This window comes from Chryseobacterium sp., assembly GCF_022869225.1.
Taxonomy (GTDB): Bacteria; Bacteroidota; Bacteroidia; order Flavobacteriales; family Weeksellaceae; genus Chryseobacterium.
The window spans coordinates 273503-297743 of record NZ_JALIHL010000001.1; the positions used below are offsets into that span (position 1 = coordinate 273503).

A 24241-nucleotide genomic window follows, 5' to 3' on the forward strand; every position below is an offset into this window, starting at 1 on the left:
TTAACTTTCATATAACCACACACGGAGCAGAGATAATAACTGATCAATATCCACAGGTTTTGAGATATAATCCGAAGCTCCCGCCGTAATGCATTTTTCACGTTCTCCAATCATCGACTTTGCCGTAATGGCAATGATCGGCAATCTTCCGAACGCCGGCATTTTTCTAATTTCTTTTATCGTTTCATACCCATCCATTTCCGGCATCATCATATCCATTAAAACAACATCCACATCAGGATGCTGGTGAATCTGCTGAAGAGCATGTTTTCCATCCATGGCTACTATAACTTCAACCTTATATTTTTCCAGGGCTTTCGTTAAAGAAAAGATGTTACGGACATCATCATCGGTGATCAATACTTTTTTTCCGCTTAAAACTTCGGTTAAAGAACCCAGCACTCTTCCGCTATTGTTTTCGGAGGAGTTATTTTTTTCTTCCACCAAATGTAAGAATAAGCCGACTTCATCTAAAATTCTTTGATAAGAATGTGCTGTTTTCACCACAATAGAATCAGCATATTGCTTTATTTTCAGTTCTTCTTCTCTGGATAAATTCTGTTCTGTAAAGATAATAATCGGAAGATTTTCCAATCCTTCATAACTCTTTATAGATTCTATGACATGATATTCGTTCCCTTTCGACTTTCCAATATCTAAAATAACACAATCGACAAGGTCTGTAGTCAATGCTTTCACACTGTCTTCAACATTATGTTCAACGGACAGGGAAATGTTAAAATTACTCAGGAAATAAGACAGCGCACTGGCATGTTTGGCATTTTCTTCAACGATCAACACTTTCTGCGGACCTTTTTTTAGGGCTTCTTCAATTTTTCTGAATACATCAGTCATTTGATCTAAAGCGACCGGTTTATTGATAAAGTCAACGGCCCCTTTCATCAGACTTTCTTTTTTAAGATGCAGTACAGACATCATATGAACAGGAATAGATCTGGTCTCCGGATTAGATTTAAGCTCATCCATCACCTCCCATCCATCTTTTACAGGAAGCTGAACATCCAGTAAAATAGCATGCGGGCGGAACTTCTGTGCAGCGGACAGACCATGATCCCCTCTTACCGCTACAATTCCTTTATAATTCTGCAGATGAGCATATTTAAGAAGAGCTTTTGCAAAATTGGTATCATCCTCTATAATCAGAATGACTTTGTCGCCTTTTTTGATATGATCCCTGTCATCGGCTACATCTTCAGGAATTTCCAATGTATTCAGTAATTGAACAGCTTCAGAATCCCCATCATCCAGGATGCTTTGAATTTCCTCAACATCTTCACGAATAATCTCTACCAAATCCTGGTCTGTTTCATGCTGAATAATTTCAGTAATGGCATGCACCGGAATGATAAAACTGAATTCACTTCCTTTATTCAGTTCACTTTGCAGCACCAGCTCACCGCCTAAAAGCCTTGCAATTTCCCTGCTTATGGACAAGCCTAACCCTGTTCCCCCAAATTTTCTTTTGGTAGATCCATCAGCCTGCTGGAATGCTTCAAAAATAATTTTCTGCTTATCCGTTGCAATGCCCACTCCTGTATCTTTTACGGAAAATATAATGAAATCAGGTTTCTCTGAATGCTTTTTAATATGTAAGCCTATACTTCCTTCTGTGGTAAACTTTAAGGCATTGGACAATAAGTTCCTCAATACCTGATCTATTCTAAGACGGTCCGTTTCAATGATTTTCTGTACATCATGATCTATCTGAATATTAAATTGAAGGGCCTTATCCTGAAATACAGGATTAAACAGACTTTGCAAATCTTTAACGACTTCTTCAATCACGACATCCTGATATTCCAGGGTCATTTTACCGGATTCAATTTTTGCCAGATCCAGAATTTCATCAATCAGCGTTAATAAACTGGTCCCTGAGCTTTGAATCACTTTTGCAGATTCCACCTGGTCTTCATTCAGATTCTCATCCGGATTCTCAGCCATTAAACGGGATAGAAGAAGGATTGAATTCAGCGGGGTACGCAGTTCATGGGACATATTAGCTAAGAATTCCGACTTATACTTGGTGCTTAAGGCGAGTTCTTCCACTTTTTTCTGAATTTCATTGTTGCGTTCAGCAATCATATGGTTTTTCTCTTCCAATAATCTCGAACGTTCTTCCAGTTCAGCATTGGCCTGCATCAGTTCTTCCTGCTGCACCTTTAATTCTTCTTCCGAAGCCTGGAGTTTTTGGGTCTGGGCCTCCAGTTCCGTATTCAGATTTTCAAGCTCAGAATGCTGAACCTGCAATTCTTCTGACTGAGCCTGGGTTTCTTCTAATAACTGCTGTTCCTTTTCACGGCCTTTAGCAGCGCTCAGCGCAATTCCTATATTAATGCAGCATTCCACAAAATAGCTGATTCTGTCTTCATCAAAGCTGGAAGTAGATCCCAATTCTAAAACACCAATGGTATGACCGTCTGCAAAGATCGGAATTAAGAGTATTCCGTAGATCTTGAGGGTACTGCTGGCAAAAGTGACTACAAAATCATCTTCATGAAGGTTATTATAAACCTGGATTTTAGCATTCATAAAAGCCTGTCCTACCATTCCTTCACCCGGTTCAAAGCTCTTTTTCATATTAGCTTCCAGCCCAAAAGCTCTGTTAAGCTTTAAAACCCCTTCATCATAAAGGTATAAGGAACCATTGATACAGTTACCATATTCGATCAATTGGCTTAAGGCCTTTCCTGAAACCTCCTTCACGGTTTTATTGCCTACCAGGGACTCATTCAGTAAAGCAAGGCCTTTTTGGCGCCAGTCGCTTTTATTTATTTTATCAAAAGAAATTTTAAGGGATTCTGTCATATGGTTCAGGGAATCAACAAGGTCTCCGAGATCATCCTGTGCATTGTCTACCGCTTTTTCGCTGTAGTCACCATTGGCCACCCTGTTGGCGATCCTTTGGATAGCACTTACACGCCTTGTCATTTCCTGATCTTTTTCCTTAAGCATTCTTTCCAGCTTGTCTCTTCTGATCAGGTCTGCCCTCATTTTAATATAGAAAAATGAAGTCACCACTACTGCTGCCAGTGCTGAAAAAAGGATAAACAAAACGGTGGTTCCGGAGGAACGGTTAAGGGCTTTATTTTTAATTTCAAGCTGGCTTTCCTCATACTGCACAAAATCCCCTACAGTTTTCCGGCATCGATCCATATAGGCTTTTCCGGTCAGAATCTGCTGCTGGCTCATCACAATACCTCTGCTTCTGTTGTCAACCAGCTGTTTCAGATAGGCTATCGTACCATTAACGTTCTGCTCAAGGCTATTAAGCCGTTCCATTTGGATTCTATCCTGTAAGCCTAATGATTTTGCCCTTTCAATTGCTTTTGGGTATTCTTTTAAACCGCGCTTATAAGGTTCAAGAAAATCTTCTCTTCCGGTCAGCTGATAGCCTCTGTTTCCCGTTTCTGCATCCAATAATGCAATCAGGACATCTTTAACCGCTGTGACTGAACGCCTGCTTTTGGAAAGACTTTCCCGGTGATTCATCTGATTTTGGATACTCCAATAGGAAGCTATGGAACTGGCAATTAAAATCAAAAGCGAAAGGCCTACTCCAAACTGGAGATTTCGTATAATTTTTTTCGGCATGAAATTTAATTTAATGGTAAGGTGAAATAAAATGTAGATCCTTCGCCTACGATGCTCGAAACACCAACACTTCCATGATGCTGTTTAATGATCTCAGAGCAGATAAACAATCCGATACCCATTCCCTGAAACTGCAGTGAAGATTCTTCTACACGATAGAATTTTCGGAATACCGCTTCCTGCTTAAAATCCGGAATACCGATTCCAAAATCTGTTACATTTACTCTTACCTCCTGTGCTTCATCATCTACGAATGTGGTCACGATCACCTGATTGTTGTGGGGAGAATATTTAATGGCATTGGTGAGGAAATTGATCAGCACCTGTTCTATACGGATTTCATCCAAAGGAATCAATATATCCGGTTTCATGCCGTGGCGTTCAATTCTCACTTTATTTTCATCATGCGTCTGCAGAATGGTTTCAATAGCATTACTGATCACTTTCTCCAGGTTAACAGGTTTTTTATTAATTTTGAGTTTTCCGTTTTCAATTTTGGAAACATCCAGAAGATCGGTAATCAAGGTGTTGAGTTTTTCAATCTGACCCTGGACTTTGGTTACAAACCCCGCTTCGGAGCTTTCTTTATCCAGCTTTAATTTCCTGTCCAGTAACTGAACATAAGCTTTAATACTGGTTAAAGGAGTTTTTAATTCATGACTGGCAATACTTAAAAATTCATCTTTTTCCTTTTCTGCTTTCTTTTGTCCGTCTATATCAGTAAAAGTTCCCACCCAGTTTTTAATACGTCCTTCATCATACACCGGAGTTACCCGAAGCAAATGATAGCGGTACTTTTCGGTACCGGCACTTTTAATTCTGATCTCCAGCTCCAGCGCTTTTCCTTTCTTTCTGCATCTTTCAAATTCTTCCTGAATATCGGGATCATCCGGATGTGTTTCCGGAAAACTCTGCTCAGAGTCAGAGTAATGGTACCATTGACCATTGACGAAATCAACGATTCCTTCTTCATTCAATGTAAATGCAATCTGGGGAAGAGACTCCAGCATCAGATGGAAATGATCAATCTGAGATTTCATCGTAACCTGTGACTCCCTTCTTCCTTTCACTTCCATCTCCAGATTCTGCTGCGTCTTTTTCATCGCCATATTCTGCTCCTGAAGGTTATAAAAAGTTTTCACTTTAAGCAAAAGGATCTCAGGATCTACAGGCTTCGTTACATAATCTTTAGCTCCAGAAGCATAGCCACGTGTTATAAATTTTTTGTCAGTATTGACGGCCGATAAGAAAATAATGGGAACTTCTTTTGTTTTACTGTAATCTGCCAAAGTTTCAGCAACTTCGAAACCATCCATATCCGGCATCTGAACATCTAAAATAATTAGGGCATAATCATTTTTCAGCGCTTTGCCCAGGGCCTCTTCACCGGAATCGGCAGTATCCACTTGAAAATCTTTGGATTCGAGTAACTTTTGTAGTGAGTACAGGTTACTTTGGTTGTCATCAACAATTAAAATCATAGAAGCTAAAATCAATAATTAATTATATTTACTTTAGGTTCAAAAATACTCACAATATTTCAAAAAACATGTATTTTTAAAGACTTTGAATTGATATTACATACCACATTTTGTGCTAAGATACTGATGATATCCGGGTTAGTCCCCTAAAAAAACATGCTACCCATCTGTATAAAGAATAATCTTATCTCATCATTTTAAAAACTGTACGGATTCACAAACCGGAAACTTTTAACAGTGGGGATTAAAGTACATGGCTATTCATTCCATAGAGACTGCCATAGGGATGAGTGAAGATAGTTCCTCATAAAATATTATAACCGTTTAAAAATGAAGCATCGTGTCTGTTTCCTCTGTATTTTTGAAACTCCCATCATTCAAATAAAAATGATTAAATGCACTTAATTTTCGTCATGAGGGGTATCAACAGGTTTAGATTCAGGAGAGCCTTTCTCACGAAGCCAAATTGAAAGGACCACAAGAGAAAAAACAGCTAAAAATTCACTCTGCCAGTTTTGTAAGGATTCGAACCAAAATCTTGACTCACTAATATATTTCATAGCAGTCACAGCCGGCTCATTTTTAGAAATTTGCTCCGTATTAAAATCTTTGAGGCTTCCATAAAAATGAAAAGCAAAGCTCACTATAAATAAAATGGCAAAGGCCAGAGATAAAGAATGTTTATATATGACAAGCCAAAGTCCTCCCTTCTTTACCGGCCAGGGTGCTTTTCTGTGTGAAACAGGCTCCCTGTCTACCTCTTCTTTTTCCTCTAAAGATTTTGACTCGCTGGACCCTTTTTGGCGTAAAGAAACGGTAAGCAAAATATATAACATCATCTGTAAAAATTCACTTTCCCAGTTTTCAAAAGTAGCTTGAATAAAATGACCGCTGTGAATATATTCGCCTAAGCTCAGTACAGCCTGCCCTTCTTCCGCCAATTCCTTATTTTCGGTTTTCCAACCTGTAAAAAACTGACCGGCCCAGCATGAAAGCATCAGAATAATAAGCACAATGCTCAAGCTGTTTCTGTAAATAAAGCTTTGTTTAGACATAGGTATAATTTATATTTCCTGTCCGGGAGTGATTCTCTGTAAATTATGAACAGCAGGTGCCGTAAGCATTTTACCGTTAACACTGAAACGTGAGCCATGGCATGGGCAGTCCCAGCTTATTTCAGCACTGTTCCACCGCACTTCGCATTTTGCATGCGGGCAGGTACTTTTTAAGATATGCAGCTTCCCTTTGATTTCTTTATAAACGGCATAAGATTCGCCTTCATATTGTATAATTTTAGCTTCTCCTTCTTTAAGCTCTGTCAGCGAATCAATTTTTTCAATAAAAATTTTATCTTTTATAAAATCCGTCACAACATTTACACCTTCTTTTATAAAGTTTGAAAACCCTGCCATTGGTTTTATTCTGGCGGGATTAAAAAGCTTTTCGTATTTACTTGATCCGTTGAGAATTAAATCACTTAAAATCTGAGATGTAATAGTCCCGAACATCATTCCGTTCCCCCTGAAACCGGTTGAAACATAAACATGACCGGCACTGCCCGGTAATTTTCCGATGTAAGGCATTCCGTCAACGGGCTCGTAGTACTGGCTTGACCAGCTGTAAACCGCAGTACCCACGTCAAAATAGGTTCTGACATAATTTTCCAGTTTAGAAAAACATTCTCCGGTATCATCTGCATGACCTGTTTTATGATCTTCGCCTCCTGCAATCAACAGATCTTCACCGTTGATATTCTGAATTCTGTAATAATGATAGGGATCGGTGAGATCATAGCCCAAATCTTTAGGATAATTTTTACCGTTTAAGCTAAAGGCCATTGCATAGCTCCGGTAAGGGGCAACATAAAGATTAAGAATGTTGAGGCCCGGAGGAATATGGGTGGCATAGATTACTTTATGGGCTTTTACATTTCCTTTTGATGTCTTTAAAATTACTGTATCCTCTTGTTCATCATGGCTTTCACAAAGGCAATCTTCCACAATAAGGCCCCCTGCGTTCACAAAAGCTCCGGCAAGCCCCCTGCTATATTTTATTGGGTGAAATTGCCCCTGATCGGGAATTACAGCTGCTCTTCTGAAAGGGATGGGAAAAGGAATATCATGGGTGAAAATCATCTGATGCCCTACCTGCAGAGCTCCTTCCACAATCTCATTCAATTGTTTTTCCTGCTTTTCATCCAAAGCGAAAAGATAAGCCGTTTTATTTTCAAAATCGCAGTCGATGTTAAATTCCCGGATATTGTTTTTAATGATATTCCTGGCCTCGATTCCTACATATTTAAGAAGTTTTGCATTCTGTAAACCAAAATCTTTTATTGTCTGGGCATACGTAGTATCAAAGAAATTATTCAAATGGGCAGTCGTTCCTCCGGTGGTTCCAAAACCTATATTTGAAGCTTCCAGGAGGATACATTTTTTACCGGAAAGCTGCAGTTTAACAGCAGTGGAAACACCGGTAATCCCGCCACCCACAATCGCGACATCAAACTGTTGATTACAATCTCCGTCAGAAGAAAATCTTTTGATTTCTTCCTGCCAGATACTTTTTCGTGCTCCGTCCCTATTCATAATGACTTGTTTTTTAAGTGATCATTTTTACATGGAAATCCTATATTCCCGGCTCTTTTAATTTGAAATGATAAGTTTGTTAAGCTCAGTTTTAAAGCAACCCAGAATAAATTCAGTATAAAATAATTGAGCATCCAAAGCCTGTGTTTTGGGATGAAGTTCAATACATTTCGAAAGCACAGTTTCACCTTGGTAACCAAAAGAAAAGAAAGCAAAAATTTTAAACCCCGAGCTTCTGACAGGTGTTGCATAGCCCGTAATCGCGATCCCCCAATCTGTTTCAAATGATTGTGCAACATTCAGCGCCATGGTATCGGCAATATTTTGAGTGACACAATCATTTTCTTTAGCTTCGATCCGATTGATATTTAAAAATTTCACTTTTTCAGGCAAGGTGTAGGCCGTTATTCCCCCTTTATAAAATAAGCTTGCATTGGGCATTTGAGAAAAGGCAAGCTGTATTAATCCTGATGTTACACTTTCTGCAACTGAAACAGTTTCATTGACCGTAATTAATGAATTACTAATATATTCAAGTAAGTTTTGCTGAAATTTCATGGCATTGATAGGTACTAATTACAATTTAAATTTCTACCCCGTTATTTCCAGGGATCCAATACTACTTTTACGCATCCGTCTTCTTTTTTATGGAAAATTTCATAGCCTTTTGCCACTTCATCCAGAGAAAGACGATGGGTAATAATGTCCTCCAGCTTTACCTGTCCGTTTTCAATATATTTTAAAAGTTTATCGATAATGGCATGTACAGGTGACTGACCGGCTTTCAAGGTGATTCCTTTATCAAAAATCTGTCCGAGTTTAAAATTGTCATAATGCACAGGATAAACCCCGAGAACAGAGACAATCCCGCCACGTCTCACTCCGCTCAGGCAGGCTTCCAAAACTTTAATAGACCCTTTTTCGAAGTTGATCAATGCTTTTGCTTTGTCTAAAAAACTTCGTTCAGGCTCAAAACCTACGGCGTCGATACAGAGATCAGCACCCCGGCCGTCTGTTAAATCCCTGATTTGTTCAACAGTTTGATCCGCATTTTCCCATAGAATCGTATCACAACCGGTCAATCTTTTAATTTGTTCTAACCGGTAAGGCAAAGTATCGATCACAATAACTTTTTTCGCGTTGTGAAGAATTGCACTTTTAGCAGCCATTGAGCCCACCGGTCCGGCTCCGAAAACAGCAACCGTTTCCCCTCCTTTTAATTCACCCCACATCACCCCTGTATAGCCCGTCGGGAAAATATCCGTTAAAAACAAAACCTGTTCATCCGTAAGGTTTTCAGGAACTTTCCGGGGGCCAAAATTAGCGTATGGAACTCTTACATATTGTGCCTGTCCACCATTGTACCCGCCGTAAAGATCAGTATACCCGAACATTCCGCCGCCTTTTTCGGTAAGAATTCCGCCTTCAGGACCATAGTGATCAGGGTTGCTGTTTTCGCAGGCACCGGGAAGATCATGCTGGCAAAAATAACATCCTCCGCAAGCTACGGGAAAAGGAACCACAACCCGGTCTCCGCTTTTGAGATGGCTGATATTTTTGCCTGTTTCTTCGACAATTCCCATAAATTCATGGCCCATAACCATAGGCTTCAATTGAGGCATTCCTCCTGAATACATATGAAGATCACTTCCGCAAATTGCGGTTGAGGTAACTCTTAAAATAATGTCATTTTGATCCTGAATGATGGGATCGTCAATCGTGTCGCAGGTAATTTTACCCGGAGCGTGAAAAACTGCAGCTTTCATAATTTTAATATATTTTGATGTGTGGTGTGTTATTTAAAATTGTATGGCGTCTAGCTATTTCTTTCTTTTTCGAGTTCCCAAACACGATGTTGTGCAACTGCTTTTATAAAATCTTCGTCACTTTTTTTATGGTCAGAAGTGATGATGGCAGGATCTTCATGCTTTTTATCATTGACGTTACTGGCGTTGTAGATTTCATCGGTTTCAGCTCCAAAATAGATGGCTTTGCAATGTTTATAAGCTTCATTTACGAAATTCAAAACAGCGTGTTTATTTTCAGGATTTAAAAGTTCTTTAGCAGAATTTTCACCTGAACAGATATAAAGCGCGTCGAAACACACGCTTGAAGTATTGGTTAACGTATGTTTTGGAGTGATTAAACTTCCGTCATTAGCTTTTACGGGGGCTAAACTCGGGGCAATGAAATCCACTCTTGCTTTTTGGTTTTCAAGTTTTGTTTTTAATGTATTGACCGCATTGGCATCGGCTCCGTTTCCTACAATAAATCCTATTACCCGGCTCTCAATCGTATCTTTAACGGTATTTTCCATACTTAGCGCTTCAGAAATTTTTGTTTTAGGCTCTCTTTCTTCGCTTTGCAGATCGGCAGGATTGGCATCTGCAGGAATACTTTGATTAGGCTGCTCCGGTTTTTTGACTGTTACCCCTAATTTTTGGGCTACTTTTTCAGCCAGATCCATGTCTATAAAAGCAAGCTGGCCGACTACCCTTTCTCTGATCTCAGGAATATTCACTTTAGACAATTCAAAAGTTAAAGCCTTTTGAATATGTACTTTTTCCGGATTTGACTGGCTGTTGTAGAATAATTTTGCCTGAGAATAGTGATCTACAAAGCTTTCGCTTCTGGCTCTGATTTTCGTCCCCGAAATCCTTTCCTGATGAGAAGTAAATCCTCCTTCTTTCATCATGGCCTGAAAAGGACATCCTCCTCCTATAGAATTGGGTTCATAGCTTACTTTTCCTTTTACGATCTGCTGTCTCATGTGGCCGTCACGCTGGTTATTGTGAACGGTATTAACAGATCGGTTGATCGGGATTTCATGAAAATTCGGAGATCCTAATCTTGATAGCTGGGTATCGGTATAAGAGAATAATCTGCCCTGCAGTAGAGGATCGTTGCTGAAATCTATTCCGGGAACAAGATGACCGGGATGGAAAGCCACCTGTTCTGTTTCTGCAAAGAAATTGTCAGGGTTTCTATTTAAGGTTAAAGTTCCGACGATCTGTACAGGAACGACTTCTTCAGGAACAAGTTTGGTAGGATCCAGCAGATCGAAATCAAAATCGTTTTCATCTTCTTCAGGAATAATTTGTACTCCGAAATCCCATTCAGGGAAATGCCCGCTTTCAATAGCTTCCCAAAGATCTCTTTTATGAAAATCGGGATCAACTCCGGAGATTTTCTGCGCTTCATCCCAGGCAACGGAATGCACTCCCAATTTCGGTTTAAAATGGAATTTCACAAAGTGAACCGCTCCCTCGTTATTAATAAATTTAAATGAATGAACACCAAAACCTTCCATCATTCTCAGACTTCGGGGAATGGCACGATCACTCATTGCCCACATGATCATATGCATACTTTCAGGCATTAATGAAATAAAATCCCAAAATGTATCGTGGGCAGAAGCAGCCTGCGGAATTTCATTGTCGGGTTCAGGTTTTACCGCATGGATCAAATCAGGAAATTTCATTGCATCCTGAATAAAAAACACCGGAATATTATTCCCTACAAGATCATAATTGCCCTCTTCCGTATAAAATTTAACGGCAAAACCTCTTACATCTCTTGCCAAGTCTGTACTTCCTTTACTTCCGGCTACCGTTGAAAATCTTACGAAAACAGGAGTTTCTTTTCCCACTTCAGTTAAAAATTTTGCTTTGGTATATTTTTCAAGACTTTTATTAAGCTTAAAAATACCATGAGCTCCTGAACCACGGGCATGAACAATTCTTTCCGGAATTCTTTCATGATCAAAATGGGTAATTTTTTCCCTTAAAATAAAATCTTCCAATAAAGTGGGACCTCTGTCTCCGGATTTTAGAGAATCCTGATTATTATTAATTTTTAATCCTTGATTCGTGGTTAGTTTTTCATTTTCGTTTGATGTACTTAACGAATTTAATTGATTTAACTTTTCGTTTTGATTTTCTTTACTTTTCATATCAGATAATTTTTGTGGTGTGTATTGGTAAATGAATGCAATAATATGACCAAACTTATAAGGCTGCCCTCTGTTATTTTTAATATAACGCACTGTCTAAAAGCCATATAGGAAATTTCTATATGGCTTGGAATTATATGGATTTACAGGGTATTAATCTTCCTGCTCGGCATCAAAATTAATTGATGTCTCTGCAATTTCTGTAAGATTATAATCTGTGTCTTCTTCTTCCTGTAACGTTTTTTCCAGGAGATCAGCAGCTTTGTCGTGTCCCATTGTAATGGCAAGCTGGGCAAGACCGCCATAGGTTGCAATTTCGTAATGTTCTACTTTTTGTGCTGCAATAATTAATGCAGCATCTCTTGTCATTGAACCTTCTTCAGTTGATTTTATAATTTCTTCGCCTTCTTTAATCAATCCATCCATGGCCTCGCATTTTTTCTGTTCCGGCGTTTCACTGATGAGTTTAAACACTTTCTCCAGGCGGCTGATATGCTTTTTGGTCTGCAGCTGGTGGTCTTCGAAAGCGTCTTTCAATTCTTCAGTAGTTGCAGCATCATGCATCGTTTGCAGCGCATCTACTAATTTGTGCTCAGCATAGTAAATGTCTTTTAATGCATCAACAAAAAATTGGTGTAAAGAAGAATTTTTCATTTCTTTCTCATTAACAACAGCATTTCCTGCGGTTACTTTTTTATCTGTAGCGGTTGTATTGTTTTCTGTCTTGGTTGCCATAATATGATGTGTGGTGTTTGATTATTAAAAGTCACTCCTTTCTTCACGAAAGAAGTGACCTGTATAATGAATTATGAATTACGTCTGCCTCCAAATCCTGATCTTCCAGAACCTGAAGATCTGCCTCCGCCGTGAGAAGCCTGGCCTCCCATACGTGCAATTCTTGTACGTTCTGCTTTGCTCATAGATGCAAAACCTCTTTTTGAGGTGCTGTTTCCTGAGCCTGAATTAGAATTAGAGTTGTTTGATCCTCTTGAGCTGCCTGATCTTCCGGAATTACTTGATGAACGAGAGCTATTTCCTGATGAAGAGCTTCTTCCTCTTCCAGATGATGAGGAACGTCCTGAGTTTGAAGATGAGTTTGATCTTCTTCCTGAACTGGAATTACCCGAATTGCCACGGGAACTTCCGCTTCCTGATGAATATCGTCCTCTGCTGTCTCTTTGCTGGTTTCCACCTGAACTTCTACGGCCTCTGTTGTCGTTATCGTCATCATCGTAGTCATCATCATCATAGTCGTCATCATAATCTTCATCGTAATCATCATCGTCGTCATAATCATCATAATAATCCTCAAATTCTGAGAAATCATCATCATAATCTTCATCTTGAGAAGCATCATTATAACCGTGGTCATAACCTAGTTGATAAACTTCTTCAAGGGTTGATCTTGATTCATTGTCTGAAGAACTGCGTCTTGAACTTCGATTGTTTGAATTTCTAGTGTTCATAACTGAATTTTTTATATTAATAGTAAGTGATATATTAATTGTTACCCGTGACTAGTATTAAATAACAATTAATGATTTGATGCTTGTTTGAATTTTTTTTTTAAATATTCTGTTATTGCAACATGAAAGTTGAACTTGTAAATTGGTATTCCAAAGTTACCGGATTACCATAAAGTATTTTATGATCTGAGTCACATCGCCCGTATTTCCTGTTATTTTTTATTTTTGCAAAGCTGCTTACGCCTATTATTCTCACATAAAATGACCGGCAAATTTGAAAAAGCCGAAGGAAAGCCAGGAAAATCTATCCCGACGCAAAAGAGTAATAGCGGTCGCGTGATTTTTCATTAAAAAGCATGAAAAATGTGCTGATCAAAAAGATACGGAACAAGGGGATCTGCTTTCGTTGCAGAAACACTGTACAGAACAGGGAGTACTGTTAAAAATCCATTAGTTGTACGAAATAGTCCCCGGAAAAAATGAATCGTTACTCCCTTCATCATTTATCCGTTTACAATTAACCCTCCGTTAGGATGCAAAACCTAGCCTGTAATCTGAGCTGCCGCATGGCTTGCTAAAAACAGGAAGCTGGTGGCAATTTCATCTGTTGAAGCATTGCGCTCCAAAGGCGGCTTGTGTTCATCTTCTTCCTGTTCACCAAATGTTTTTTCAGTAAGGGGTGTAGCGACCGGTCCCGGAGCAACGGCATTCACCCGGATGCCTTTGGGTTTTAACTGTAGGGCCAATGAGCGGGTAAAAGAAACAATAGCCCCCTTGGTCGCAGAATAGTCCAGCAGTTCCTCATGCCCCATATAGGCAACGGCTGATGTTGTATTGATAATTGCGCTTCCCTGTTTCAGGTATGGAAATACGGTTTTTGTCAAGAGGATCATTCCTATGATATTTGAATCGAAAGTTTTTCTGATATTTTCTTCTTCCAGATCTGCAATCGTATCACAGGGAATCTGTGTGCCTGCATTATTGATCAGAATATCAATTCCGCCAAATTCAGCAACTGTTTTCGTTACTGCTTCTTTACAAAATCCGGCATCATTAATATCACCGCTAAAAGAAATCGCTCTGCGGCCCAATTCAGTAATTTCCTTTCTGGTATTTTCGGCATCCTGATGATCCTTTAAATAAATAAATGCAATATCTGCTCCTTCCCGGGCAAAAAGTAAAGCAACAGCTTTTCCTATTCCACTGTCAGCTCCTGTAATGAGTACGGATTTATTTTGCAGTTGTAAAACCTCCATATTATTAACTGATTATTGTGTTTTGGTACGATCAAACATTATATTAAACCTGATTAAAATGGTTACTTATAGCGCTCAGGCTGCTTTTTGGCAACATCAGGGCTTGCTTCAGAGAATTCTTTCCCTTTAGGAAACTTACCTATTTTTTCGTAAAATTTGTGCAATTCATCCAGCTCATCCTCTGTCAGATCCTCAATATCCACAATTTTATTACTCGCATTCACCTGGGTGGCGATAAGCTCATTCAGCTTAATCTGAATTGCTTTTGAATCTTTGTTTTGCGCTTTCTGGATCAGGAATACCATAAGAAAAGTGATAATGGTTGTTCCTGTATTAATTACCATTTGCCAAACTTCAGAAAATTTAAACATCGGTCCTGTAGCTGCCCAAATTACAACCAGCAAACTCGCTCCTATGAAGGCTCCTGCACTTCCGGTAAAGCATACCGCCCAGTCTGCAAACTTGTCAAAAAGATTCTTTTTCATACTATAAAATTTTGTAGAATAAATGTTTACTGCACTGCAAGAAACTACATGCATACAATTACATTTAATATAGCCTATCACCTATTAAAAATATATGAGCCAGGTCATATTGAAAGTGGTTATTTTAAATAAAAATTTCAAAAGAGATTTAAATTATTCGGAGAGCGAACCATTTTTCACGAAGGCAGTTTGTTTATGAATTCTTTTTAAAGCTAACCACTTCGTATTCCCCGTTTGAGCAGTATTTTTTACAGCTTTCATCCTTAAACTGATCAGGCTGTTTTGAATATTCTTCAATATACCTGACACTTTCGGTAGTGTCTGCCGGTGTAATGATGATATGATAGTGCTGCAGTACTGAATCATCGGCTTTTTTTACTGCTTCTTTCTTATGGCGTAATGCTTCATCGTATTTCATGAGATTTTTTTTAAATGAAAATGTATTCAATCCGTTATTTGTAGACTTCCTTATATTTTATTATAAACCCACAATGCAGTTTATAATTATATTGAATCGAATGTATTAAAAATACGATCCACTGTTTTATGCTTTCGATCATATTCATAAAAGCAGCTGCACGCATTATCAAATTATATTCCGCGCTACCTTTTTGAAATGATATCTCAATTACTGGAAATGTTCGTTTGAAATTTTACGGTTTAATAATCCGTGATAAGTTTGTTTTATAGGCCTTATCCTAAGAAAAAAACTGAATAATGAGACATCGCCGTCCCGTTGTTATAATTTACTTTAGATACCACATTTACCTGTTTCGGGTAATAATGGTCTTATAGTTGTACACATATCAGCAATCACCAAATATAGTATTATGGAAACAAAGACACCAAAAAAAACGGTAAAAAAAACAACAGGTACGGCAACAACTTCCCAATCAACCCGTAAAACTCCTGCTAAGAAAAATGCAGCAAAGGAATTGAAAGATCTTTTTGAAGATTCGCTAAAGGATATCTATTGGGCGGAAAAAGCGTTGATTAAAGCTTTACCTACCATGATGAAAAATGCGAGCGATGAAAAGCTTAAAAAAGGGATCGAAAAGCATATTGCTGAAACAAAAGGTCATGTAGAAAGGCTGGAAAATTGTTTTAAGGCACTCGGCAAAAAAGCTCAGGCTAAAAAATGTGATGCGATGCAGGGCCTGCTCGATGAAGGTAAGAGTATCATTGAAGAAACAGAGCCTGGAGCCGTAAGAGATGCAGGAATCATTGCCGCAGCTCAGAAAGTTGAACATTACGAAATTGCTACATATGGTACTTTGGCCGCATTTGCAAAAGTTTTAAAAGAAGATGAATGCCTTCAGAATTTCTTACACACCTTAAATGAAGAAAAAAAGTGTGATGAATTACTGACCAAAATAGCGGATACCACCCTTAACAGTAAAGCACTCTAAAAATATAAAGCAAGCTTAAACCTGCTGAATTTTACTATCAGACCGGTACCGGACTCAACATCATCAGATATAGCAGTTAATCCGGCACCTTTATCAGTACACCATTTAAAATAAAACAATATGAACAACGAAAAAACAGTTTCAGTACTCAACGACTTACTGAACATTACGAATGACAGAATTGATGGTTTTTCAAAAGTGGAAGACAAATTATGGGATACCCATTCTTCTTTAAAGGGAGATTATGATCAAATGGTATCACAATCACAAGCCATGAAAACAGATCTTATCAGGCTCATTAATGAACGCGGCGGAAATCCTGATAATACAACCAGTACCGCCGGAGCCTTACACAGAGCGTGGATTGATGTAAAAAACTCTTTAGTAAGCGATAAGGATGAATCTACTCTGGAAAATGTAGTATTCGGAGAAAAATCAGCAATCAAAGCGTATGAAGATGCCTTAGACAGCGGAGATCTCTGTCCGGAAAGTACAAAAGTAGTTTCGGATCAGCTGCATCAGCTGAGATCTTCTTATCAGAAATTCGAGAATTTGGAAGAATTAAAATAAGATCTATAAATCTGTGTACGGGGGCTAATGGTATTAGCTCTCGTATTTTATATTATCTATTATGATTTCAAGAGTATCTTACATTGTTGGACTGATGATGGCTGATAAGCTCTCCGTACACAAACCAATCTATCGTTCCAGCCAAGGAACAGAACAATAGGCAAAAAAGGCTGCAAGGATATAAATCTTTGCAGCCTTTCATTTCATTGTATGTTTTTAGAACCGCTGACGAATTGAATGTGATGTCTAATCCAGAACAAATAACAGGAATGTTAATTCTGAAATTTTACAAAATCTAAATAAAAAACAGGATTTCCAGCATTAAAAGTAGCGGGTACTACTCCATTTGTTTTACCTGCCAGCACGGTATAAGTTCCGGGTGTCGCGAAATACAATACACGATTCTGATCCCGGGGAAACATAAAAGCGGCCGTGTTTGATCCGCAGTAGCTTCTCCAGACATCCCCAATTCCGTTAATGTAAAAGAAGTAATCATTACAATCGGAATTAATGGAAATACCGCACCTAAAGAAATACCAGCCCTTTGCAGGAATGGTCACCTGTATTCCTGTATTCAGGCCGCCTCCGCCTGTTCCACCTAAATAGGGGTTTACTAATGTTCCTGTATACGGAGTCCAGTTGTTGGCAAATGCTGTGGTAACTGTAGATGACCATGTTGCCAGTCCATTGGCATCACTTGTCAATACATATCCTAACTGCTGTGTACCATCTTTAATCTGAAGCGCACCATTGGCCGTTCCGTTATCAATAACTAATTTTGCATTTGACGATCCGGCTGGTACTGTATTGGTTCCGACAAGGATTTTCCCGGTCCCGTTTACACTTAAGTTATTCCCTGCCAGCGCAATATCGGTCGGCTGCGAAAGAGTTCCTCCCAGTTTAACATCAGTACCTGACAAAGTAAGACCGTTGCTTGCCGTCATGTTATTATTGATAATGGTAGTCCCTCCGTTTCCGTTCCCGCCGGCAAGTTCCGTGATCGTCATAAATCCTATTCCCGGATTGAGCTGGGCTGTTCCCGCACCGCCTAATCTTACCTTTACAGAGGTATCAGCAGCCGGCCTGTAAATTGCATATGCTTCGGGCTGCCCGCCTATTGTTGTTGCAGGATAGTTGTTGATCGCATCAACGACTCCCGTAGTACTGGAAGAAAGTACTGAATTGTTGGAGGCATCTACCCATTCATAAACAAAAAAGCCTCCTGCCAGCGAAAAGTCTGTAGCATGCAACTGGCAGCGGAGCACATACGTCTTTCCGGCTTTCAGATTAAAAACACCGGCATTATAGGTAATGTTATTGGATGCGATTACTGATCCAAATGTAACATCTGACCCTGTAGATACACTCTGGGCTGCATTGGGTTTAACGATAATATAATCTCCTGTGGAAGAAGTTCCCAGAGAAAGCATTTCCCAGGTAGAATTGGCTCCTGTAAGCCCTGTACTGACTAATTCCACACTTTGATTGGCAGGTATCGAAATACTTGTATTTCCATTAATCGTTTCCGGAGCGGCAGAGTTTACCGTGACCGTAAAATTCGTATTGTTCTTAATTCTGTAGATTCTCCCTTTAAAATTCCCAACTCCACCGATTGAGGAAGGAAGATTGAATATTGCATTAGAACCGCCATTATAGGACACATGAAAGTCTGTTGCGGTTACATTATAAGAGGCTGTATTAACCGCTTTATAACTGGCTGCTAATGATCCGTTAATATCCATAGTGGAACCGGGAGTTGCAGTATTAACTCCAATACTCCCTGCCTGAGCAAAGATAACCGCCGGGCTTAAAGCCATCATTGCCAAAATTAATTTTGTAGAAATTTTAAACATTTATCATTATTTTAAATACATCAATAAACTATATTATTTAACATAATGTAAAAATATTAGAATAAATTCTACAGAAACCTCAACACTACGTAGAAAAAAACTAAGCAATTTGTAGAAAATTTTCTACATCAAAAAAACCAGTTTTATTCTGATAAAAAGGGGGTTTTATGATATATAGGCGTCATACAGTTTAATAAGATCTGCCAGGTTGGTGGTTTTCAGTTTTTTGTGTATCCTTTTTTTGTAGGTACTGATGGTAGACATCTGGATATCCATTTCATTTGAAATCTCCAAATTTCCATTTCCTTTTACCATTAATAAAAAAATTTCATATTCACGTTCGGATAAACTTTTTACCGCATCCAGTGCGGAAGGCTGTAAAAGTTTATTAACAATGCCATTGGGGTAATAATTACCTTCTGAAAACATTTTCTTTACTGCTTCATAGATCGTATCCACTTTACTCAGCTTATTAATATACCCGTCAGCCCCCGCCTTTATATATTGTATAGCAATTTCCTCTTCGTATGCGGAAAAGACCAGTATCTTCAAATGGGGATCAATCATTTTGATTTCCGGAATCATTTTTTTATTTCTGCTTTCAGGCATATTGATATCCAGAATAAGTAAATCATATTTGTGTTTAGAAACTCTATCAAGAACTTCAGGGTAATCTGCGGCAGTATCAATTAAAACGCCGGGAATCCGCGATTCTAAAATGATCGTGGTTCCAGTCAATACAATATCATGATCATCTGCTATAAGGATCTTTTTAATCATTTTTTTCCATTTTTTAAAATTAATCTGAAAGAAGTACCTTTTGACGCATTCTTTTTGATGATAATTTTACTTTCTATCATTTGTAACAACTGCAGAATCAGATGAAGTCCCATACCATATTTTTGCAATAATAGTTTCTCATTTTCAATATTTTCCTGAAGCTTGGTATAATACCGGATCTTCTGCTCATCCATTCCCACTCCTGTATCTATAATTTCTAAATTGACCATTCCTTTATCTTCAAATCCATTTATAGTAATTACCCCGTTTATTGTGTATTTTACAGCATTGTCCATCAGGTTATGGATAACAACGGCCAGAATATTCTTACTGGTCCGGATATCTGTTGTTCTGCTGACATTATTCACAATAACAGTATCATGGTTTGCTGCAATCTCATCAAAAAGGATTTTTTTTTCTTCCACTAATTCATAAAGGGAATAAATTTCCGTTTCATCGGCTCTGTATTCATTATAGATATCAGCATATTCTTTTAAGGTCTTTGTAAAATTGAATAATTGATTTGAAGATTTATAAATAGAGTTCAGGATTTTTTCTGTGTGGACTCTGTCCATTTCCTGATGATCCAAAACCTCTTTACTTGTTAAGGCAATAAATTTTAATGGTGTAGTGATATCATGGGTAATTGTTCCGATAAGTTTCTTTTGCTGTTCAATCTCTTTTTCAAGCTTTATCTGGGTTATTTCCAGGCTGTCTACGGTTTCGGAGAGAATTTTAGTTCTCAGCTGGATTATTCCTTCAAGTTCAAGGGTTTTCTTTTTCAGGAAATGGGTTCGCCATTTCACTAATAAATAAAGTAAAAAAAGCAGCAGAAAGCACATCTGCACTTTAAACCACACCGTTTGGTAAAAAAAAGGGGGAATACTGATCTTTATCTTTTTGTAGATGTACTCCTGCTGATCCGAAATAAGCATTCTTACCATCAGAAAATGGGTCCCATAACTCAGATTGTTGAGTGAAAACTTTCTGTCTTTTCCGATAAGCATCCAGTTGTTTGACGTTTCATCATCCAGCTTTGCCTGAATTATAATATTATCCGGACTTGCATAGTAAGGAACATCAATAAATATGTCGGACCTTTTATTTTCCTGCCTAAGCTCTAACCTATTTTTAAAAAGAACTTCTTTATCGCCAACCAGCGCTCTTTCTATAAATAGGTCTTTGGGATAATAACTTTTGGCTTGCAGTGGATTAAAAAATACAAGGCCACTTAATGAGGGCAATACAAAATCACCGTTTTTTAATTTGTTCCCATTTACATTACCTCCCCCATTAAATTCATTGGTAGTAAAACCGGCTTCCTTTGAATACCTGTAATAATTGAATGTAAAGTCGTGGTTCTTCGCATATTTTAAAAGCAAACTTTCCCTGACCTTGTACAGTCCATTATTGGTAGGGATCCAAAAATAGCCGTTCTGATCCTCCAGTATGGTATGGGGTGACGAAAGGTTTCCTTCCCCATCCCCTGGCATTTTTATAAGACGGTTGTTTTTTAAAAGATAGAACCCTTTTCCCAGGGTCGTTATCCATACATTGCCATCATTAGTGCATATAATATCCCGAACCGACAATTCATTTTTACCCATTACATTGTATATTTTATGTGTAGTGCCGGAGATTTTGTATACTCCTTTGATCGTACCGACCATCACATCCCCTTCATTGGTCAATATAAGTCTTGTCGGTTCATGGGCAAAAAGATATCTTTCCTTAAGGTCTTCCCTGGCCAGTCTTCATATATGCTCAATGCACCGGTGAACTCTGTACTGCCTTTTTTTTGCCTGACGGATAACAGATAGTACAAGCCGCCGGCAAAGAAAAGATCTTTCAGAGTGTCTTCTCCCGTAGACACACTATGAAACTTTGTAAAAGCTGATTCCTTATTGTATATAAAAAGACTTTGTTCTTTTCTGGTAACAATATTTCCCGCTCTATCATAATTCAAAAAATAAGAGATCGCTTTTTTAAATTTTTTACTTTCTACAAAACCCTTCCTGTCATAAATCTCACCTGTAGGGGTGATTACACAAGAATCATTATAGGGCTGGGTGGCATAAAAAACAGTGGATGCTCTTGAAGAATTTCTTTTAGAAGAAACAAAATCGGATAAACTTACAATTTTCAGCCCATCCGTGCTGCTACCCAGATAAAGCTTTTTATATTTTTCATCATAATAAATACTGATCAGGTTTGTCTCGCTGATCTGATCTAATTGGACCAGTTTTGATGTATTAAGTTTTCCATGGCTATACATACAGGTATACACTACCCCATTATTCAAGATAAAGACCTGTTTATTTACCCTGTTCCAAAATATCTTACTCCTGGTATCGGTGACAAGCGGTACATCATAGGATTTGATTATTTTTCCCTCCTCAATAGCATTGACTTTCCCGGAATTATAATCAATAGAAAACAGAAACTCACCAATAGCAAAAGCTGCGGGATTGTTTCTATAGAAAGGTTCTGCTTTCAGTTTTACCCGGGACTTTGAGTAGAAATCTTCATAGGTAAAGGAATTTTGTGATATAAAATACCTTCCTTTTTTGAAATTCATAAAGAAGCAGACTCCCGGAGAAGGGCTGTAGCTGTAATTTGAAATATATAAATGATAGTTGATATTGTCTTTAACGATAAGCGTTGAAGATCTTTTTATGCTGTTAATTACTTTAGGAATTTTCCGATGGATTAAAACCGTTTTTCCATAATCTGCTGCTGTAAAAATACTATCCTTTTCAGGATGCCCGTAGAAGAATGTAAATCGTTGGCTGTTTAATGGTAAATCTTTAAATACCAGAAATTTTAGCCCATCATATCGTACTACTCCATTTTCTGTAGTAAGCCATATAAATTCATATTGATCTTTAATGATATCTTTTACACTGTTCTGAGGAAGCCCGTTATCGGTATTGTAATGCTGAATAGTATAATGCTGAGCGTAAAGTGAAAAAAAGTAAATAAAAAACCAAATACTAGAAAATTTTTATACAAACCAATTGTTTTTACCAATACTGTAAAGATAATTCATTTATATTATTTAACTATTGTTATTCTTACAGAAGCAGGTACTTTTTACTACTTTAAGTCCTATATACTCTTCCTGTATATTTTCAAATGGCTTTTATCATTCTTACTCAGTCACTGATTATAAGTAAAATCTGCACAGCAGGCGCCTTTTACCGGAAAGTATAAAGATAATTTGTTATTAAAATTAATATTCTGCCGGGTTATATTTTTAGTATAAAATTTCTATTTTTGTAAAAATCACTATATTGGGAAATAATTAAAATAAAAAATCAAAACCATTATAAATATGAGACTGAGCCACACTTATTTTTATCATCCGGAATATGCAGAAAATAATGAATCTGTTATTCAGCATTTTGAGAAACAGGGAATATCCATGCAAAAAATTCAAAATGCCCTGGGAAGAAAAAACAGGTTCATTGTCCCCGGAGAATCTGAAGAGACTTCACTTTCTATGGGAATAGAAGCAGCAAAGGGAGTTCTTGGAGAAAGTAAAATTTCCATTTCGGACATTGACATTATTGTTTTTGTAAGCAACACTCCCGAGCATCAGATTCCTTGTGATGCAATACAAATACATTACGCTTTGGAAGGAAAACCTGAGACGTTATGTTATGATATTAATGCCAACTGTATTGGTGGTTTTATAGCTTTGGATCAGGTTTCAAGGTATCTGGCGTCATCTGAATCAGCCCAAAAGGCTTTAATTATCTGTGCTGAAAAGATGTCCAGGGTACTGGATCCCCAAAATCCCATTACGGCCTTTTGCCTTTCTGATTCTTCCTTTGCCTTTATTATAGAAGACAACGGCAATGCAGCATCAGGATTAATCGATGTGCTATACCATACGGACAGCAGTTTCTGTAATACTGTATTGTATCCTCCTAACGGACATTCTTGCCACAACCTCCAGGATAAGGCCCCCTGGGACAGAATATTTGACGGAATGGGAAGTGTGGACTTCGCATTGGACCATATCAGTAATTTTTTAAAGCGTAACCATACTACGATTGAGCAAATCGATCTGTTTTTATTTTCACAATTTTCAATAAAAAATATCAATATTATCATGGAATCCCTTCATTTACCGGCAAAAAAAGTTCCCTTTTACTCTGAGGAATTAGGCTATACCGGAGCTTCAAGCCCTTTTTTAGCCTTGCACCAGTATCAAAAAAAAGTCAACAGGCTGCAAAAAGGTGACTCTGTTCTTATATGGACTTTAGGAACAGGTTACCAGGCAGGATTAATGCTTTGGAAGTATTGATTCCGCCGAAAGCTAATGATGTCCTTTACTATACACTAATAAATTTTACTTGATAAGGTAGTATGATCTCGCTCATATAAATCCTGATGAGTAAATATCTAATTTTGAAGAACCAAGCATTTCATATAATACATTAACCATCACTAAAATATCTTATGAAAAATTTATTCTTACCATTCATTGCCATAAGCTTCGTAGTTTTAGCCTGTAAAAAAAACAATACAGAAAAAAATATAGCTCCTGCTGATTCAGCAAATACACAAAGCAGCTATTCCGATACAGCAGCCTCAGCATCCCGCACCTCCAGCGACAGTATGGCAGGCCATGACAGTATCAACACAAAGACCCACATAGGCGGCAGAAAAACAAGCAATAATAATACAGGTAACAGCACCGGCAACATCAATGCCGCAGTATCAGACAGTGCACATCCGGCAAGATAAAATTCCCGGTATAGTAAAGAACTTCTTCATAAGG

20 protein-coding genes are annotated in these 24241 nt (G+C 38.1%); 4 read left to right on the plus strand and 16 right to left on the minus strand.

What is annotated here, in order from left to right:
- The 12 genes from MUW56_RS01375 to MUW56_RS01430 form a co-directional block, all read right to left on the minus strand.
- On the minus strand, window positions 1-3612 hold the full coding sequence (locus MUW56_RS01375; protein ID WP_292011494.1) for a response regulator: 3612 nt from the start codon (window positions 3610-3612) through the stop codon (window positions 1-3).
- A 5-nt stretch (window positions 3613-3617) separates the two neighbouring features.
- Window positions 3618-5093 carry a response regulator gene (locus tag MUW56_RS01380; protein WP_292011495.1) on the minus strand — a complete coding sequence of 492 codons (1476 nt, stop codon included), beginning with the start codon at window positions 5091-5093 and terminating at the stop codon, window positions 3618-3620.
- A gap of 401 nt (window positions 5094-5494) precedes the next feature.
- Entirely contained in the window at window positions 5495-6148 is a 654-nt protein-coding gene (locus tag MUW56_RS01385) for a DUF6766 family protein (protein ID WP_292011496.1), read from the minus strand.
- 9 nt (window positions 6149-6157) lie between these two features.
- Window positions 6158-7681, minus strand: coding sequence for an FAD-dependent oxidoreductase (locus MUW56_RS01390; RefSeq protein WP_292011497.1), 1524 nt, complete (start codon window positions 7679-7681; stop codon window positions 6158-6160).
- A gap of 57 nt (window positions 7682-7738) precedes the next feature.
- Window positions 7739-8239, minus strand: a complete 501-nt coding sequence (locus tag MUW56_RS01395) for a CinA family protein (RefSeq protein ID WP_292011498.1) — start codon at window positions 8237-8239, stop codon at window positions 7739-7741.
- Window positions 8240-8280: 41 nt separating this feature from the next.
- Entirely contained in the window at window positions 8281-9447 is a 1167-nt protein-coding gene (locus MUW56_RS01400) for a zinc-dependent alcohol dehydrogenase (RefSeq protein WP_292011499.1), read from the minus strand.
- Between the two features lie 50 nt (window positions 9448-9497).
- The gene (locus MUW56_RS01405; RefSeq protein WP_292011500.1) at window positions 9498-11633 is read right to left on the minus strand and encodes a catalase; all 2136 of its coding nucleotides are present in this window, start codon (window positions 11631-11633) and stop codon (window positions 9498-9500) included.
- 153 nt (window positions 11634-11786) lie between these two features.
- The gene (locus MUW56_RS01410; RefSeq protein ID WP_292011501.1) at window positions 11787-12368 is read right to left on the minus strand and encodes a ferritin-like domain-containing protein; all 582 of its coding nucleotides are present in this window, start codon (window positions 12366-12368) and stop codon (window positions 11787-11789) included.
- Window positions 12369-12439: 71 nt separating this feature from the next.
- The gene (locus MUW56_RS01415; protein ID WP_292011502.1) at window positions 12440-13099 is read right to left on the minus strand and encodes a KGG domain-containing protein; all 660 of its coding nucleotides are present in this window, start codon (window positions 13097-13099) and stop codon (window positions 12440-12442) included.
- Between the two features lie 542 nt (window positions 13100-13641).
- Window positions 13642-14355 (minus strand): SDR family oxidoreductase, encoded by a 714-nt coding sequence (locus MUW56_RS01420; protein ID WP_292011503.1) that lies wholly within the window; start codon window positions 14353-14355, stop codon window positions 13642-13644.
- Between the two features lie 62 nt (window positions 14356-14417).
- The gene (locus MUW56_RS01425) at window positions 14418-14840 is read right to left on the minus strand and encodes a low affinity iron permease family protein (RefSeq protein ID WP_292011504.1); all 423 of its coding nucleotides are present in this window, start codon (window positions 14838-14840) and stop codon (window positions 14418-14420) included.
- A 193-nt stretch (window positions 14841-15033) separates the two neighbouring features.
- A complete protein-coding gene (locus tag MUW56_RS01430) occupies window positions 15034-15258 on the minus strand; it encodes a hypothetical protein (protein ID WP_292011505.1) in 225 nt (74 codons plus the stop codon).
- A gap of 412 nt (window positions 15259-15670) precedes the next feature.
- On the opposite strand from MUW56_RS01430, the gene MUW56_RS01435 reads away from it, so the two are divergent.
- Window positions 15671-16249 (plus strand): ferritin-like domain-containing protein, encoded by a 579-nt coding sequence (locus MUW56_RS01435; RefSeq protein WP_292011506.1) that lies wholly within the window; start codon window positions 15671-15673, stop codon window positions 16247-16249.
- Window positions 16250-16369: 120 nt separating this feature from the next.
- Window positions 16370-16819 (plus strand): PA2169 family four-helix-bundle protein, encoded by a 450-nt coding sequence (locus tag MUW56_RS01440; RefSeq protein WP_292011507.1) that lies wholly within the window; start codon window positions 16370-16372, stop codon window positions 16817-16819.
- 272 nt (window positions 16820-17091) lie between these two features.
- Here MUW56_RS01440 and MUW56_RS01445 read toward each other — a convergent pair whose 3' ends face one another.
- The 4 genes from MUW56_RS01445 to MUW56_RS01460 all read right to left on the minus strand — a co-directional run bounded on the left by MUW56_RS01445 (window position 17092) and on the right by MUW56_RS01460 (window position 22030).
- Window positions 17092-18672: a hypothetical protein gene (locus tag MUW56_RS01445; RefSeq protein ID WP_292011508.1), complete on the minus strand. Its 1581-nt coding sequence runs from the start codon at window positions 18670-18672 to the stop codon at window positions 17092-17094.
- A 165-nt stretch (window positions 18673-18837) separates the two neighbouring features.
- Window positions 18838-19452 carry a response regulator transcription factor gene (locus tag MUW56_RS01450; protein WP_292011509.1) on the minus strand — a complete coding sequence of 205 codons (615 nt, stop codon included), beginning with the start codon at window positions 19450-19452 and terminating at the stop codon, window positions 18838-18840.
- Window positions 19449-21143, minus strand: a complete 1695-nt coding sequence (locus tag MUW56_RS01455) for an ATP-binding protein (RefSeq protein WP_292011510.1) — start codon at window positions 21141-21143, stop codon at window positions 19449-19451. Before MUW56_RS01455 ends, MUW56_RS01450 begins: the two co-directional genes overlap by 4 nt.
- The gene (locus MUW56_RS01460) at window positions 21140-22030 is read right to left on the minus strand and encodes a hypothetical protein (protein WP_292011511.1); all 891 of its coding nucleotides are present in this window, start codon (window positions 22028-22030) and stop codon (window positions 21140-21142) included. Before MUW56_RS01460 ends, MUW56_RS01455 begins: the two co-directional genes overlap by 4 nt.
- A 756-nt stretch (window positions 22031-22786) precedes the next feature.
- Here MUW56_RS01460 and MUW56_RS01465 point away from each other — a divergent pair.
- Window positions 22787-23764: a 3-oxoacyl-[acyl-carrier-protein] synthase III C-terminal domain-containing protein gene (locus MUW56_RS01465; RefSeq protein ID WP_292011512.1), complete on the plus strand. Its 978-nt coding sequence runs from the start codon at window positions 22787-22789 to the stop codon at window positions 23762-23764.
- Window positions 23765-23919: 155 nt separating this feature from the next.
- On the plus strand, window positions 23920-24207 hold the full coding sequence (locus MUW56_RS01470) for a hypothetical protein (protein WP_292011513.1): 288 nt from the start codon (window positions 23920-23922) through the stop codon (window positions 24205-24207).
- The last annotated feature ends 34 nt before the right edge of the window (window positions 24208-24241 follow it).

Coding starts and splice junctions, on each gene's coding strand:
- MUW56_RS01450 (WP_292011509.1), bottom strand. CDS start 19,452: ATGATTAAAAAGATCCTTATAGCAGATGATCATGATATTGTATTGACT.
- MUW56_RS01395 (WP_292011498.1), bottom strand. CDS start 8,239: ATGAAATTTCAGCAAAACTTACTTGAATATATTAGTAATTCATTAATT.
- MUW56_RS01425 (WP_292011504.1), bottom strand. CDS start 14,840: ATGAAAAAGAATCTTTTTGACAAGTTTGCAGACTGGGCGGTATGCTTT.
- MUW56_RS01445 (WP_292011508.1), bottom strand. CDS start 18,672: ATGTTTAAAATTTCTACAAAATTAATTTTGGCAATGATGGCTTTAAGC.
- MUW56_RS01430 (WP_292011505.1), bottom strand. CDS start 15,258: ATGAAATACGATGAAGCATTACGCCATAAGAAAGAAGCAGTAAAAAAA.
- MUW56_RS01435 (WP_292011506.1), top strand. CDS start 15,671: ATGGAAACAAAGACACCAAAAAAAACGGTAAAAAAAACAACAGGTACG.
- MUW56_RS01420 (WP_292011503.1), bottom strand. CDS start 14,355: ATGGAGGTTTTACAACTGCAAAATAAATCCGTACTCATTACAGGAGCT.
- MUW56_RS01415 (WP_292011502.1), bottom strand. CDS start 13,099: ATGAACACTAGAAATTCAAACAATCGAAGTTCAAGACGCAGTTCTTCA.
- MUW56_RS01405 (WP_292011500.1), bottom strand. CDS start 11,633: ATGAAAAGTAAAGAAAATCAAAACGAAAAGTTAAATCAATTAAATTCG.
- MUW56_RS01385 (WP_292011496.1), bottom strand. CDS start 6,148: ATGTCTAAACAAAGCTTTATTTACAGAAACAGCTTGAGCATTGTGCTT.
- MUW56_RS01390 (WP_292011497.1), bottom strand. CDS start 7,681: ATGAATAGGGACGGAGCACGAAAAAGTATCTGGCAGGAAGAAATCAAA.
- MUW56_RS01410 (WP_292011501.1), bottom strand. CDS start 12,368: ATGGCAACCAAGACAGAAAACAATACAACCGCTACAGATAAAAAAGTA.
- MUW56_RS01465 (WP_292011512.1), top strand. CDS start 22,787: ATGAGACTGAGCCACACTTATTTTTATCATCCGGAATATGCAGAAAAT.
- MUW56_RS01375 (WP_292011494.1), bottom strand. CDS start 3,612: ATGCCGAAAAAAATTATACGAAATCTCCAGTTTGGAGTAGGCCTTTCG.
- MUW56_RS01460 (WP_292011511.1), bottom strand. CDS start 22,030: ATGAATTTCAAAAAAGGAAGGTATTTTATATCACAAAATTCCTTTACC.
- MUW56_RS01380 (WP_292011495.1), bottom strand. CDS start 5,093: ATGATTTTAATTGTTGATGACAACCAAAGTAACCTGTACTCACTACAA.
- MUW56_RS01400 (WP_292011499.1), bottom strand. CDS start 9,447: ATGAAAGCTGCAGTTTTTCACGCTCCGGGTAAAATTACCTGCGACACG.
- MUW56_RS01470 (WP_292011513.1), top strand. CDS start 23,920: ATGAAAAATTTATTCTTACCATTCATTGCCATAAGCTTCGTAGTTTTA.
- MUW56_RS01440 (WP_292011507.1), top strand. CDS start 16,370: ATGAACAACGAAAAAACAGTTTCAGTACTCAACGACTTACTGAACATT.